At 41.5% G+C, this 13,134-nt stretch carries 17 protein-coding genes and 1 pseudogene; 6 read left to right on the forward strand and 12 right to left on the reverse strand.

Annotated features, from left to right (window positions below; translation table 11 throughout):
* Positions 1–81 precede the first annotated feature (81 nt).
* Together ppa and DXZ23_RS13725 are read left to right on the forward strand one after the other, a co-directional pair.
* Positions 82–609 (forward strand): inorganic diphosphatase, encoded by a 528-nt coding sequence (gene ppa, locus DXZ23_RS13720; RefSeq protein ID WP_017805069.1) that lies wholly within the window; start codon positions 82–84, stop codon positions 607–609.
* A gap of 188 nt (positions 610–797) precedes the next feature.
* Complete coding sequence (locus DXZ23_RS13725) at positions 798–1,568, forward strand: M48 family metallopeptidase (protein WP_017805068.1); 771 nt, start codon at positions 798–800, stop codon at positions 1,566–1,568.
* 74 nt (positions 1,569–1,642) lie between these two features.
* On the opposite strand, the gene DXZ23_RS13730 is transcribed toward DXZ23_RS13725, so the two are convergent.
* The 8 genes from DXZ23_RS13730 to DXZ23_RS13765 form a co-directional block, all read right to left on the reverse strand.
* Positions 1,643–2,026, reverse strand: a complete 384-nt coding sequence (locus DXZ23_RS13730) for a hypothetical protein (RefSeq protein WP_017805067.1) — start codon at positions 2,024–2,026, stop codon at positions 1,643–1,645.
* Between the two features lies 1 nt (position 2,027).
* A complete protein-coding gene (locus tag DXZ23_RS13735) occupies positions 2,028–3,083 on the reverse strand; it encodes a peptidoglycan DD-metalloendopeptidase family protein (protein ID WP_017805066.1) in 1,056 nt (351 codons plus the stop codon).
* A 20-nt stretch (positions 3,084–3,103) separates the two neighbouring features.
* On the reverse strand, positions 3,104–3,292 hold the full coding sequence (locus DXZ23_RS13740; RefSeq protein WP_017805065.1) for a hypothetical protein: 189 nt from the start codon (positions 3,290–3,292) through the stop codon (positions 3,104–3,106).
* A gap of 12 nt (positions 3,293–3,304) precedes the next feature.
* Positions 3,305–3,880: a YqaA family protein gene (locus DXZ23_RS13745; RefSeq protein ID WP_017805064.1), complete on the reverse strand. Its 576-nt coding sequence runs from the start codon at positions 3,878–3,880 to the stop codon at positions 3,305–3,307.
* A gap of 33 nt (positions 3,881–3,913) precedes the next feature.
* Positions 3,914–4,654 (reverse strand): 5'/3'-nucleotidase SurE, encoded by a 741-nt coding sequence (gene surE, locus DXZ23_RS13750; protein ID WP_017805063.1) that lies wholly within the window; start codon positions 4,652–4,654, stop codon positions 3,914–3,916.
* 8 nt (positions 4,655–4,662) lie between these two features.
* Positions 4,663–5,670, reverse strand: coding sequence for a tRNA pseudouridine(13) synthase TruD (gene truD / locus DXZ23_RS13755; protein WP_017805062.1), 1,008 nt, complete (start codon positions 5,668–5,670; stop codon positions 4,663–4,665).
* 3 nt (positions 5,671–5,673) lie between these two features.
* Positions 5,674–6,150, reverse strand: a complete 477-nt coding sequence (ispF, locus tag DXZ23_RS13760) for a 2-C-methyl-D-erythritol 2,4-cyclodiphosphate synthase (RefSeq protein WP_017805061.1) — start codon at positions 6,148–6,150, stop codon at positions 5,674–5,676.
* Between the two features lie 132 nt (positions 6,151–6,282).
* On the reverse strand, positions 6,283–6,660 hold the full coding sequence (locus DXZ23_RS13765) for a hypothetical protein (RefSeq protein WP_017805060.1): 378 nt from the start codon (positions 6,658–6,660) through the stop codon (positions 6,283–6,285).
* A 142-nt stretch (positions 6,661–6,802) separates the two neighbouring features.
* Here DXZ23_RS13765 and DXZ23_RS13770 point away from each other — a divergent pair, with 142 nt between their 5' ends.
* The 4 genes and pseudogenes from DXZ23_RS13770 to luxS all read left to right on the forward strand — a co-directional run bounded on the left by DXZ23_RS13770 (position 6,803) and on the right by luxS (position 9,194).
* Entirely contained in the window at positions 6,803–7,405 is a 603-nt protein-coding gene (locus DXZ23_RS13770) for a beta-phosphoglucomutase family hydrolase (RefSeq protein ID WP_017805059.1), read from the forward strand.
* Positions 7,406–8,014, forward strand: a complete 609-nt coding sequence (locus DXZ23_RS13775) for a sugar O-acetyltransferase (protein ID WP_017805058.1) — start codon at positions 7,406–7,408, stop codon at positions 8,012–8,014.
* Positions 8,007–8,387, forward strand: a pseudogene (locus DXZ23_RS13780) (YqaA family protein); the annotation flags it as partial. The gene DXZ23_RS13775 and the pseudogene DXZ23_RS13780, both read left to right, overlap by 8 nt.
* 300 nt (positions 8,388–8,687) lie before the next feature.
* Positions 8,688–9,194: an S-ribosylhomocysteine lyase gene (gene luxS / locus DXZ23_RS13785; RefSeq protein WP_017805055.1), complete on the forward strand. Its 507-nt coding sequence runs from the start codon at positions 8,688–8,690 to the stop codon at positions 9,192–9,194.
* A 67-nt stretch (positions 9,195–9,261) separates the two neighbouring features.
* On the opposite strand, the gene hemW is transcribed toward luxS, so the two are convergent.
* From hemW to DXZ23_RS13805, 4 genes are all read right to left on the reverse strand, one after another.
* Positions 9,262–10,416: a radical SAM family heme chaperone HemW gene (hemW, locus tag DXZ23_RS13790; protein ID WP_017805054.1), complete on the reverse strand. Its 1,155-nt coding sequence runs from the start codon at positions 10,414–10,416 to the stop codon at positions 9,262–9,264.
* A complete protein-coding gene (gene rdgB / locus DXZ23_RS13795; protein ID WP_017805053.1) occupies positions 10,416–11,012 on the reverse strand; it encodes an RdgB/HAM1 family non-canonical purine NTP pyrophosphatase in 597 nt (198 codons plus the stop codon). The genes hemW and rdgB overlap by 1 nt, the downstream gene beginning before the upstream one ends.
* A gap of 137 nt (positions 11,013–11,149) precedes the next feature.
* On the reverse strand, positions 11,150–11,506 hold the full coding sequence (locus DXZ23_RS13800; RefSeq protein ID WP_017805052.1) for a ComEA family DNA-binding protein: 357 nt from the start codon (positions 11,504–11,506) through the stop codon (positions 11,150–11,152).
* Positions 11,507–11,767: 261 nt separating this feature from the next.
* Positions 11,768–13,081, reverse strand: coding sequence for an NCS2 family permease (locus DXZ23_RS13805; protein ID WP_017805051.1), 1,314 nt, complete (start codon positions 13,079–13,081; stop codon positions 11,768–11,770).
* Positions 13,082–13,134 lie beyond the last annotated feature (53 nt).

Consider the following 13,134-nt stretch of genomic DNA (forward strand, 5'->3'; position numbering starts at 1 on the left):
TATAATGACACTGATTATTTGTGATTGTTTGGGTTTAAACTCGAACAACAATACCATTCATAAACTAAGAAGGAATACAAAATGGGTTTAGAAACCGTTCCAGCAGGAAAAGAACTTCCTGATGATATTTATGTTGTGATTGAAATTCCAGCCAACTCTGATCCAATCAAATATGAAGTGGATAAAGAAACGGGAACATTATTCGTCGATCGCTTTATGGCGACAGCGATGTTCTATCCAGCAAACTACGGCTACATTAACCACACCCTCTCGCTTGATGGCGACCCAGTTGATGTACTCGTGCCAACCCCTTATCCATTACAACCGGGTTCTGTTATCCGTTGCCGCCCAGTGGGTGTGTTAAAAATGACGGACGAATCAGGTCAAGATGCCAAAGTGATCGCCGTGCCACATAGCAAATTAAGCAAAGAGTACGATCACATCAAAGACGTGAATGATTTACCCGCACTCTTAAAAGCCCAAATCCAGCATTTCTTTGAAAGCTACAAAGCTCTCGAAGCTGGCAAATGGGTGAAAGTTGATGGCTGGGAAGACGTGGAAGCCGCGCGTAAAGAAATCTTAGATTCTTTCGAGCGTGCGAAAAAATAATCCACCATTTAACTACCAAATACCGCATTAAAAGTGCGGTATTTTTCTAGGGGGAAATTTATCACCGTTTCCGTTCAAGCGAAGGCAAGGCTTCGATCCGCAAACCGAAAAAATAACAAAATCACGCGGTATAATATTGAACACCAACAGCGATATTTTTCTGATAGGGCTAAACCTAAGGAATTACGATGCTAAAAACACTCAAAAAACTCACCGCACTTTCGTTTCTCGCCTTATTTTTGAATGCCTGTGCGGATTCTGCTAGCATAAACCAACAATCCGCCGCGAGCTATATGCAAACGGTGAATAAAGCCAAACAGCAAGGAGTTGTGGACACCACCTCCCCCACCGCAAAACGCATTCACAACGTGTTTAACCAAATGCGTCCCTATGCGGATCAAGAAAATCACACGGGGCAACCTTTTAATTGGCAACTCACCGTCATCAAATCTAACGAACTCAATGCGTGGGCAATGCCAGGGGGCAAAATGGCATTTTACACAGGGCTAGTGGATAAACTTCAGCTCAGCGATGATGAAATCGCCACCGTAATGGGACACGAAATGGCTCACGCCCTCAAAGAACACAGCAAGAAACAAGCAAACTTAGGTGTATTTACTAATGTGATGGCTCAAGTTGCTCAGGTTGCTCTTGCAACTCAAATTGGCTCAGAAGGAAGTGGATTCGTTGTTGGATTAACTAAAGATTGGGCATTGGACAAACCTTATTCCCGAAGTGCCGAAACGGAAGCAGACGAAGTAGGGCTATTTTTAATGGCAAGGGCGGGCTATAACCCACAAGCTGCTCCTAAATTATGGGAAAAAATGCAAAAAGTTTCATCTGGTTCACAAGGTGTGCTTGCTGCACTTTCTTCCACCCATCCAAGCGATAAAGATCGCCAACAAAATCTACTTCGACTAATGCCAGAGGCAGTGGCGATTTATAAAGCGAGTAAATAATTATTTATAAATAGACAAAATAAAGTGCGGTGGAAAATTCGGAGATTTTACACCGCACTTATTTTTTACGTTTTCTAAGAACGAGTTGGTTTTCTCAGTTCCCAGCCTGTTTGGGTTTTGATTAAATACAAGTTTTTATCTTTTGCCGCATAGCCGCCTTTTACCGCCTCTAAAATTAAATTTTTCGGTAAATTTGCTGAGAAAACTTCGGCTTTGCCTTGTTCTTCGGCAAGAATGACATATACCGCAAGAGGGGGATTTTCTGGATCGGTTAAACGAATGTCGGCAATTTCAAAAGGTTGTACGCATTGCTGTTTCAGTTCTGACCAAGTGTAGCCAGCAGAAGGAATACAACCTTTTTCATCACGGTCTGTACCAACTAAAGGCATTGGCGAAGGGGAAATATAGCCCATAAGCAGGGCTGTACTAAGCAGGGATAACGTTATGCGTTTTTTCATCTTAGCGTCTTGGTAAATAGTTTACAGGATCAACAGATTTACCTTTGTAGCGAATTTCAAAATGCAGTTTTACACTATTTGTGCCAGAGCTTCCCATTTTGGCAATTTGCTGACCTGCTTTTACTTCTTGTTGATCTTTCACCAAAATACTTTCATTGTGAGCATAAGCACTGAGGAAATCATCATTATGTTTGATGATGATGAGGTTTCCATAACCACGTAAAGCGTTTCCAGCATAAACTACACGGCCTGCAGCAGCAGCATTAATTGCTTGACCACGTGAACCACTGATGTCGATCCCTTTGTTGCCACCATCGGCGTTAGAGAAGCTTTGCACAATATTACCGCGGGTTGGCCATCGCCAAACAATATTATTAACTCCAGTAGTTTGCTGTGTTTTGGTGATAACAGGTACGCTTGATTTTACTTTTTCTTGAACTTGATTATTCATTTGCGTAGGCATAGTTATGGATGGCTCAGAAATATAGGAACTGTTATTTGAGCGTTGATTGTAGGTGCTTTGTGTTGTTTGAGTAGTAGAAGCTGTTGCTATTTTATTTGATACTTTCAAGACTTGACCAACGCTTAAATTATAAGGTTCACTCATATGATTCATTGTTGCAAGTTCTTTAACATCAAGCCCACAAATGTAGGCGATTAAAAACATTGTATCGCCTTTACGTACGGTATATGTGCTACCTTTATAGAACCCTTTGCTAATCTTGCTATAATCGGGCGCGTTTGTTTGTGGATTGCGTGGAATAACAAAGTCTTGTGATACTTTTTCCATAGCGACAACGGGTTGATTTTGTTGTAACTGTTGTGCGTTCCCTTGATATGTTTGGTAAGTTTGATGGGGTTGTGGGGTTACCATCGAAGCAGGCATATTCTGTTTTTGAATTTGAGGCTCCCAAGTAGTAGATAAATTATTATCTACAGCTCGCATCATTCCCGCAGGTAAAGCATTATTTGCTTCTTCTACAGGAGCAGGGCTGGTTGATGAACAAGCCGCTAATACAGAGATTGCAATGGGTAACATAAAAAAAGATTTTTTCATAATGTATTCCTTATTATTTATTAATTCATTGATTCTGGCATAGGTATTGATTTGATTTTAGGTTGCCATTCTGCTCCGTCCGCTGCCCCAGAACTGGCCACAGGTTGCATTACCCCAGGCGAGAGTGCATTTTCATCGTTAGGCGATGGCGTGGTTGCACAGGCTGGCAAGAGCAAAATAATAGACAATAATGAAAGCCATTTATTCATAGTAAAACCCAATTATCTCATAATTAAGTAAATAATCGCAGCCAAGAGGAGTACCGCCCAGCCAATCCACTCAATGGATTGACGTAGCCGATGGGCAAATTTCTGCCCGCCCCAAGCGGATAATTTCGCCACCAAGATAAACCTTGCCAGCCGTGAAACGAGGGAAATGAGCAAAAAAGGCACAAATGCCATATTCATTACACCTGCACAGATAGTAAAAAGTTTATAGGGTAACGGCGTAAAGCCCGCAAGAAACATCACCATAACGCCCCAACGTTGAAACCAACTGAGCAGGGTGTCAAATTGTGCTTGATAACCAAGGCTAACGAGATAATGCTGAATACTATCAAAGGCATAATAGCCCAGTGCGTAGCCTACAATCCCGCCAATTGCGGAAGCGACTCCCGCATAAACGCCAAAACGCACAGCACGTTTGGGTTGAGATATTGCCATTGGGATTAACATCACATCAGTGGGAACAGGGAAAAAAATGGATTCAATAAAGCTAGTAAAAATCAACCAACCCGTTGCATAGCGGTGGGTTGACCATTGCATTACTTTATCGTACAGCGTACCAAAAATTTTCAATCGACTATCCTCAAACTGTTGTAAAACATTGCATTATTCACTTTTTAACCAATCTTGTAAAGATTGAAGTGAGTGATAAGCGGTCATATCTGCTTGGATTGGCGTAATGGAAACATAACCATTTTTCACCGCGTGAAAATCCGTGCCTTCTTGCTCATATTCCGCCAAGCCTGCAGGGCCAATCCAATAGATTGTGTCGCCACGGGGATCTTGCTGTTTAATCACCTCAGCGGCAGCCGCACGATAACCCAAATGACAAACTTTGATGCCTTTAATTTCTTCATAAGGCAAGTCTGGCACGTTAATGTTCAAAATTTCACGGCTTTTTAATAGCTGGCTATGCAATTTGGGGATTAGTTCGCACACAATGCGAGCGGCAGTTTCGTAGTATTGGCGACCATCAAGGGAAACCGCAACCGCTGGCAAGCCAAGATGACGACCTTCAAACGCCGCGGCAACCGTGCCAGAATACAGCACATCATCACCTAAATTGACCCCTGCGTTAATGCCAGACACCACCAAATCCACTTGCCCAGACAGAAAACCATTCAAGGCTAAATGCACGCAATCGGCAGGCGTGCCATTAATGCAATAATCGCCATTATCCAATTTCATTGGGCGTAAAGGCTCAACTAAGGTGAGCGAGCTTGAGGCGGCACTACGATTGCGATCGGGGGCGACCACCGTAACTTGTGCGATTTTACGCAATTCTTTGGCAAGGGCTTTGATGCCTTCGGCGTGAATGCCATCATCATTAGAGAGTAAAATATTCATTATGTTTCCTATTCAATAATCATAACTAATTCGCGAACCAATGCGGTGGCATAGCTACCCGCGGGGAGCGAAAAAGACAGTTTTAGCCCTTCGGGTAAAAATGTCCATTGCAAATCTTGCGGATGCATCATTAAAGGGCGGCGGCTGGGTTTCATTCGTTCTTTTTGCATTAAGGCGAGAATGGCTTGGTGCTGTTGCACAACCGCGTTTTCATATTCATTCGCAGGCTGCGGCACTTCCCCCACCAAAGGGGCGGTGAGAAAAATATCGTGATTTTCTAACCGCACTTTTAATTCATTGCGATCTTCATTTTCATCAACGCTAAACCAACTTTGCGAACCACTTAACTGAACAATATCGCCGAGTAAAACGGTTTGCGAAAGTTGTCGCGAGAGGCGATCAGACACCACCAAATTAAACATTTCACTGCGTGCGGCAGAAAGGTAAAAACTGCGTTTTTTGCGATCTTTCACCTTAATTTCTCCCTCAGCCCAACGCATTGCTTGGGTGAGATTATGCCCATCACGCCCGAAACGTTGTTCGGTGAAATAATTGGGAAAGCCAAAATTTGCTAAATTTTCTAACCGCACTTTCAGATCGGCTGTTTCCGTTGCACCGCGTAGCAAAATCTCAAAATGATTGCCATCTAGGCTGCCTGTACGAATTTTGCGATTATGGCGGGTAACCTTGAGGAGCTCTACCCCCTCCAAATGGAATTGGCTGAAATCAGGCGTGGGCTTACCTGCCATATGCAAACAGAACCACTGTTCAGTAACCGCCTTGCGATCTTTTAATCCAGCATAACTCATATTACGCGCTGGAACGCCCGCAAACTCTGCCAATTTTTCCCCCACGAAAAGGGTGTTAGCATCGGTTTTCCGCACATACAGGGCAACAAATTCCCCTTCGCCTGTCATCTCATAGCCCAAATTTTCTTTAACGATAAAATCCGCACATTCCGCTTTCAAATGGGCTTGTTGAGTAGGCGGGGATTGCAAATAAGCCAGCTCAAGCATTGATTACCCCTTAACCAACAGAGCAACCGCTTCGCACGCAATGCCCTCGCCCCGTCCCGTAAAACCGAGTTTTTCGCTGGTGGTGGCTTTCACATTCACTTGCTCCATATCGCAAGCCAAGACCTGAGCAATGGCAGCCCGCATCGCATCAATGTGCGGACGCATTTTCGGTGCTTGCGCAATGATCGTAATGTCCACATTGCCGATTTTATAGCCCTTGTCTTGTACTTGATGATAAGCCTCTTGTAGCAAAACTTTACTATCCGCCCCTTTGTATTGCGGATCGGTGTCTGGGAATAATTTACCAATATCCCCCAACGCCGCCGCACCTAACAAGGCATCAGTTAGAGCGTGCAACGCCACATCACCATCACTATGCGCCAGCAAACCTTTCTCATAAGGCACTGCCACCCCGCCAATAATAATCGGCCCATTACCACCAAATGCGTGTACATCAAACCCGTGCCCAATTCGTATCATATTCTTTCCTATTATTAATAAAATGTTATTAATGAAATGGTCGAAAATTATAGCACCAATGCGGGTATTCAAAAATGAATAATTAACGCTATAGTGTTTCTCATTTTTAAGCCTATAGTGCAGAGCCTGATTTTAAAATGAATCTAAAATATGCGGTTGTGTAAGTGAAAGGGCGTAAATATTTGCAATAAGATGCGTTTGTTCATTCTCAGGTATTATTAAGGGGATAAGTGCTAGCAACTCAGAATGACGTTGAAAAATTTGGGGAAAAGAAACCGCACTTTGTATTTCTGATAATATTTCAGCATCTAATGGATTGGCGATATATCCTCGTTTAATACGTCCTAATGCCATGGCTAAATGATTAAAGAGCATAAAAACTTGGCGATTATCTACATCAGCGTGCCATTGTGTAATCAAATGTTCCTGAATGTGCAAGATCCATTGTACAATTTCTTCATCTATGAGTTTTCTCTGTAATAAAAACGTTAATTGTTGCTGTAATTCCATTTTTACCTTCTGTTATTTATTCGAAGATTTGGACGTAGTGATTATAATTCTATATATGCTAACTTTACTGGAATCTCAGAAAATAAAACAGTGCAGAGATCACAAATTTGTATCAAAATAATAAAATTTTAGGGGGGTAAAAATGATAGATTTTGAGTGTTTTTCAGACTATGAAGGATTAATTTTTGATATGGATGGCACAGTGATTGATACTATGCCGAGCCATAAAAGTGCGTGGGATAAGGTGGGAGAGACTTTGGGATATCCTATTGATGGGCAAATGCTTTATGAATTAGGCGGTGCTTCGGTAAGAGAAATCGCGAAAGTAATGATGCAAAAAGCAGCGATGCCAATGAGTTTATTTGATGATGTTATAAGATTAAAACGACAATATGGTATTGAGTTAATTATGCAACATTCAAGCCTACTTCCTACTTTTGATGTTGTGCGATATTTTTCTGATAAAAAGCCTTTAGCACTGGGTACAGGTTCTCATCAAGCAATAGTAAATTTATTATTAACAAAATTTGATCTTTATTCTTATTTTGATGCTATTGTTACAGCTGATGATGTAGAAAAACATAAACCTGCTCCAGATACATTTTTACGTTGTGCGGAGTTACTCCACGTTAATCCAAAAAATTGCTTGGTATTTGAAGATGCTGATCTTGGTATAAAAGCGGGACTTGCAGCCGGAATGGACGTATTTGATGTGCGTATCAATCAGCTAGTAAAGGGGAAATAAATGTTATCCAATAAACAAAAAATGCTAGCGGGATTTGCTCATAAGCCAAATGATCGTGAATTAGCCCAGCTTCGTTTAGAAAATAAAAAACGTCTTTTCCAATATAACACACAAATTTGTCCTTCCGAAATAGAAAAAAGGACAGCATTGATTCAACAGATTTTAGGTAAATCCAAAGGGATTCCACATATTAATGCACCATTTTTTTGTGATTATGGTTGTTTTATTGAAGTGGGAGAAAATTTCTTTGCCAATTACCACTGTACGCTGTTAGACAGTGGAGGGATTAAGATTGGGGATAATGTGATGTTTGCTCCAAATGTGAGTCTTTATACCGTTGGGCATCCCCTTGATCCAGAATTACGTCAGCAAGATTGGGAGCAAGCTTTACCTATTATCATTGGTAATAATGTTTGGATTGGAGGAAATACGATTATTTTGGGCGGTGTAACTATTGGAGATAATTCAGTCATTGGGGCGGGTTCTTTGGTTAATAAAAATATTCCAGCCAATAGTTTGGCTATGGGAAGCCCTGCCAAAGTAATTCGACAAATCAACGAACAAGATCGAATTAATTATATGAATAAATATATGACAGATTATGTTTGATTTGGTTGATTACAAGTTGTTTGACCAACAAAATAATAGCCTGTGGATAATGTTTATTAGTGCGTTTTTAAGCTCAACAGTATTGCTAGGCAATTCAGAAATTATGTTTCTCTTTTTGACCGCACCTTTTGATGAGACATTTTTTTCTGTTGATATTTTTAAATTAGTTATTGTTGCAGTAATAGGGAATACCCTAGGGGGGATGACAACTTATATTATTGGACGATGTTTCCCTCATTTAGAACAACGAAATTTGCAACATAGCTGGGCATTAAAGAAAATCCAACGTTATGGTATTTGGACATTATTGTTCAGTTGGTTTCCTATTGTAGGTGATGCGTTTTGTGCATTGGCAGGTTGGCTAAGATTAAATTAGTTTAACTCATTGCTATTAATACTGATAGGAAAATTATTTCGCTATTTGCTACTACTTATCTTTAACCAAGTTTAGGTGTAGCCATTTTAATAAACAGTAAAGGTTCGCAATGTCTATATTGATTGTGGACAACTAGCCATAAAAAAGCCATTCTAGATAAGAATGGCGAAATAATTAAGGAATCAAATTTATTAAAACAACTGCAAGTTGCTATATCATATGACTCTTTAATAGCAAGAAAGTTCAAAAATACAGAGATTTTTTTACATAAATTTACATTTTATAAGGAAGGATATTATGCCGTTACTTGATAGTTTTAAAGTCGATCATACGAAGATGAATGCTCCCGCCGTGCGTGTTGCAAAAATAATGCGTACACCAAAAGGTGATGACATTACTATTTTCGATTTACGTTTTTGTATTCCAAATAAAGAAATTTTACCGCCGAAAGGGATTCATACTCTTGAACATCTTTTTGCAGGTTTTATGCGGGATCACTTGAATAGTGAGCAAGTTGAGATTATTGACATTTCTCCAATGGGGTGCCGTACAGGGTTTTATATGTCATTAATTGGTAGACCGAATGAGCAACAAGTCGTAACAGCTTGGCTTGCGGCAATGAAAGATATTCTACAAGTGCAAAATCAAAATGATATTCCTGAATTAAATGAATACCAATGTGGCACTTATACAGAGCATTCCTTAGATGAAGCTTATCAGATTGCACGCAATATTCTTGCTCGTGGTGTTGGTGTGAATAGAAATGACGATTTATTGTTAGATGAGCGTTTGCTTGCACAATAATTCGTTATCACTAAATGAGTTCTACTTTCATACAAGCTGGTTGCTCCTGTATGAAAGTGGACTGGATTTAGTGATCTTCAGATAAAAATTCTGTTAATAACTCATTGAGAAATAATTTGCCTTGTTGCGTAATTTGCCAAGTGCGGTCAGTTTCTTGAACATATTTTTTCCTTTTTGCCCAATTCATTGGCTCTCTGATAACATCGGAGGAAAGCCCCGTTAATTGTTGAAATTCCGTTTTGGGAAAGGCTTCCAGCAAGCGAAAACGGTTCATAAAAAATTCAAAAGGACGATCCGTAAGTGTGATCGGTTTTTCTTCATATAAATATTCCCCTCGCATATAGCCTTTAGGGTGCTTGGTTTTACTAAAACGTATAATATCGCCATTTGTAAAGCTCAGTTTGCCGTGAGCCCCACAGCCTATCGCCAAATAATCGCCAAATCGCCAGTAATTCAAATTATGCCGACACTGATCGCCCGCTTTGGCATAGGTAGAGGTTTCGTATTGCTGGTAGCCTGCGGTGGTTAAAAGCTGATGGCCTTGCTCGAAAATATCCCATAAGGCATCATCATTAGGCAAAGCCGGCGGACGGTAGGCGAACATTGTATTGGGTTCAATGGTGAGCTGATACCAAGAGAGATGGCTTGGTTCAAGGGCGATGGCTTGGCGTAAATCCTCAAGGGCTTGGGGTAAAGTTTGCTCAGGCAAGCCGTGCATTAAATCCAAATTAATGCGGTGAAATCCTGAATCTTTCGCCATTTGCACCGCACTTTGGGCTTCTCGAGAATTATGAATACGCCCTAAGCGTTGCAATTTTTCATCATCAAAACTTTGTATGCCTAAAGAAAGGCGATTTACTCCCGCCTCTACATAACCTGAAAAACGGCTCGCTTCTGCCGTACCAGGGTTAGCTTCAAGGGTGATTTCAATCTCAGGTTCAAAAGGAATTTGTTGTTCAATACCTTGTAAAAGCTGAGAAATCGCTGTTGCTGAGAACAAGCTTGGCGTACCGCCGCCGATAAAAATCGAATGCAGAGAGCGATGAGCAATGCTTTCTTGATAGCGTTCAAGATCTTGACGTAAATCTGCTAGCAAATGCTGGACATAGTCTTGCTCGGGAATATTGCCTTTTTGAGCGTGCGAGTTGAAATCGCAGTAAGGGCATTTTTGCACGCACCAAGGGATATGGATATACAAACTTAACGGAGGCAATACGAGCATTATTTTAACCGCTCTTTTAATACTGCTAACGCCCTTGCACGGTGCGAGATTTTTTTCTTTTCTGCGGTGTCTAGCTCGGCAAAAGTGCGGTCTTTTTCTGGATAGAAAAAGAGGCTGTCATAACCAAAACCATTTTCTCCCTTTTCAGCAAAGGTGATTTCTCCGACACATTCCCCCTCCGCAATAATCGGAGAAGGATCGGTTTCGTGTTGCAATAATACAATACAACTAACAAATTTAGCTTGCCGTTCTTTAGCTGGCACGTTAGCTAATTTTTGTAATAACTTTTTACGATTTTCGGCATCGGCTTGCTCGCTATCAACCCCAGCATAACGTGCTGAATATAAACCCGGTTCACCATTCAATGCGTTTACCACTAATCCGCTATCATCAGCAATCGCTGGCAAGCCAGACATTTTTGCCGCATAACGAGCTTTTAATAAGGCATTTTCCACAAAAGTTAAGCCTGTTTCTTCGGGGCTTTCAATGCCTAAATCAGTCTGTGCAATGACATCGAAACCAAATTCCGCAAGCACATCAGCCATTTCTTTCACTTTACCTTGGTTGCCCGTAGCAAGCACAATTTTTTGTTTCATTTTTCAATCCTGTAATATGAAAAAGGTAGCTTGCACTAAGCTACCTTATAAGGATAAAACAGAAAGTTATCGTTAAAATGCTCTGACGATAATCTTTGACTTAGCTCAAGTAGTATAGTGCATTTTTCAATTTGTCTCTATTGGCTATTACTATTAAATGAAGATAAATCTATGCGATCTTTATTTTTTTCAAAAATCGCTTTTCCGATCCCCTTTACTTCTAATAGTTGTTCTGGAGCGATAAATTTACCGTGTTGTTCTCGATATTCCACGATAGCTTCTGCTTTCTTCGCCCCAATGCCTACTAAGGCTTTTTGAATTTCACTTGCACTTGCCGTATTAATATTGAGCTTTTCGCCAATAAATGTGGTGTCGATAGTTTTATTATCCGTCACTTGTGTCGTGGCTGGCGGATTCACTGTTTCATCAGCATAAACCGAACCAATAAATGTTATTGCCAAAATGAGAGAAGATAAAATCGTTTTAATTTTCATTGTGAGTTTCCTTTTTCATTCCATATTAAAGTATGTTTACTGAACAATTCAGTATTTCCTACTTTGCATTGTAAGGAAAAAATAGACAAGAAACACGCCGCACTTTTGCGATCGAGATCGTAAAATATTCGTGACTGAAGTATTCAGTCTGTCGGTGAGGAGTTTGTTTAAAGGTTGTTTTAAGAACAATTTGAAATGATAAAAAAATCCTACGATAACTATCGTAGGATTGCCTGTATTTCGAATGCTATTGTCGTGTTTTTAAATATTCCACCCACCCAAATAAAAAGCGATTAACGCAATCGCGATTAGCACTGTACCGAGGTTGAGTTTTTTCACATCACCGCTGATGAGTCGTCCGATGACAAGGCAAGCGAAACCAAGCATAATGCCAGTTACGATATTGGCGGTTAGCACGATGAATACCGCACAAACCAAGCCACTCATAGCACCGATAAAGTCGTTGAAATCTAATTTGCTGACATTGCTGAGCATTAATAACCCCACATACATCAAGGCAGGTGCAGTGGCGTAGTTTGGTACGAGAGTAGCGAGTGGTTGGAAGAAGATCATTAATAAGAATAATACGCCCACGACAATGGCGGTGATACCCGTTTTCCCGCCCGCAGCCGTACCCGCAGCAGATTCGATATACACCGCCGCAGGGGCTGTGCCGAATAGACCTGAGAAAAGGCTACTGACAGAATCGGAAGTTAAGGCTTTGCCGCCGTTGATGATTTGCCCGTCTTTATCCAGCAAATTGGCTTGCCCTGCAACGGCTCGGATTGTGCCTGTGGCATCGAAAACGGCAGTCATCACTAAGGCGAAAACAACGGGCAGAATGGCAGGTTGCAATGCTCCTGTGAGGTCTAATTGTAAGAACAGCGATTGCTCGCCGAAACTTGGCATTTTGAACAATTCACCGTTGAAGGTAACGTTCGGATCAACCGCTAAGCCGATCAGCGTGATCGCGATAATCACCCACAAAATGCCGCCTTTGATTTGCATTTTTTCTAGCCCGATAATCGCCGCAAGCCCAGCAAGGGAAATCAACACGGGGAAGCTGGTGAAATCGCCGAGTTTAATCGGCAGCCCTGCTTGGTTGCCTACCACAATACCTACGCCGTTGGTGGCGATTAATAATAAGAATAAGCCGATGCCGATACCTGCCCCTTGTGCAATGCTAGCCGGGAGGTTGCGTAAAATCCACGCTCGCACGCCAGTAGCAGAAATTAGGCTAAACACGATTCCCATTAAAAACACTGCCCCTAAGGCGACGGGAATGCTCACCCCTTGCCCTAAAACGAGGCTGAAGGCGGTGAAAGCGGTGAGGGAAATGGCACAGCCGATCGCCATTGGGGCGTTTGCCCATAAGCCGATTAAAATTGAGCCAAGCCCTGAAACTAAACAGGTGGCGATAAACACGCTTTCAGGCGGAAAACCTGCCGCCGCGAGCATATTCGGCACGACAATCACGGAATACACCATCGCTAAAAAGGTGGTTAAGCCCGCGATAATTTCTTGACGTAAGGTTGAGCCACGCTGAGTGATCTCGAAAAGTTTTTCTGTAAGCATAGATGTCCTTTACAAATTAGGGAAAGAAAAATGGCGTTATTTTACAGAAAAGT

Source organism: Avibacterium paragallinarum, from assembly GCF_900450705.1.
Taxonomy (GTDB): Bacteria; Pseudomonadota; Gammaproteobacteria; order Enterobacterales; family Pasteurellaceae; genus Avibacterium; species Avibacterium paragallinarum.

Coding starts and splice junctions, on each gene's coding strand:
- ppa (WP_017805069.1), top strand. CDS start 82: ATGGGTTTAGAAACCGTTCCAGCAGGAAAAGAACTTCCTGATGATATT.
- DXZ23_RS13725 (WP_017805068.1), top strand. CDS start 798: ATGCTAAAAACACTCAAAAAACTCACCGCACTTTCGTTTCTCGCCTTA.
- DXZ23_RS13730 (WP_017805067.1), bottom strand. CDS start 2,026: ATGAAAAAACGCATAACGTTATCCCTGCTTAGTACAGCCCTGCTTATG.
- DXZ23_RS13735 (WP_017805066.1), bottom strand. CDS start 3,083: ATGAAAAAATCTTTTTTTATGTTACCCATTGCAATCTCTGTATTAGCG.
- DXZ23_RS13740 (WP_017805065.1), bottom strand. CDS start 3,292: ATGAATAAATGGCTTTCATTATTGTCTATTATTTTGCTCTTGCCAGCC.
- surE (WP_017805063.1), bottom strand. CDS start 4,654: ATGAATATTTTACTCTCTAATGATGATGGCATTCACGCCGAAGGCATC.
- truD (WP_017805062.1), bottom strand. CDS start 5,670: ATGCTTGAGCTGGCTTATTTGCAATCCCCGCCTACTCAACAAGCCCAT.
- ispF (WP_017805061.1), bottom strand. CDS start 6,150: ATGATACGAATTGGGCACGGGTTTGATGTACACGCATTTGGTGGTAAT.
- DXZ23_RS13765 (WP_017805060.1), bottom strand. CDS start 6,660: ATGGAATTACAGCAACAATTAACGTTTTTATTACAGAGAAAACTCATA.
- DXZ23_RS13770 (WP_017805059.1), top strand. CDS start 6,803: ATGATAGATTTTGAGTGTTTTTCAGACTATGAAGGATTAATTTTTGAT.
- DXZ23_RS13775 (WP_017805058.1), top strand. CDS start 7,406: ATGTTATCCAATAAACAAAAAATGCTAGCGGGATTTGCTCATAAGCCA.
- luxS (WP_017805055.1), top strand. CDS start 8,688: ATGCCGTTACTTGATAGTTTTAAAGTCGATCATACGAAGATGAATGCT.
- hemW (WP_017805054.1), bottom strand. CDS start 10,416: ATGCTCGTATTGCCTCCGTTAAGTTTGTATATCCATATCCCTTGGTGC.
- rdgB (WP_017805053.1), bottom strand. CDS start 11,012: ATGAAACAAAAAATTGTGCTTGCTACGGGCAACCAAGGTAAAGTGAAA.
- DXZ23_RS13800 (WP_017805052.1), bottom strand. CDS start 11,506: ATGAAAATTAAAACGATTTTATCTTCTCTCATTTTGGCAATAACATTT.
- DXZ23_RS13805 (WP_017805051.1), bottom strand. CDS start 13,081: ATGCTTACAGAAAAACTTTTCGAGATCACTCAGCGTGGCTCAACCTTA.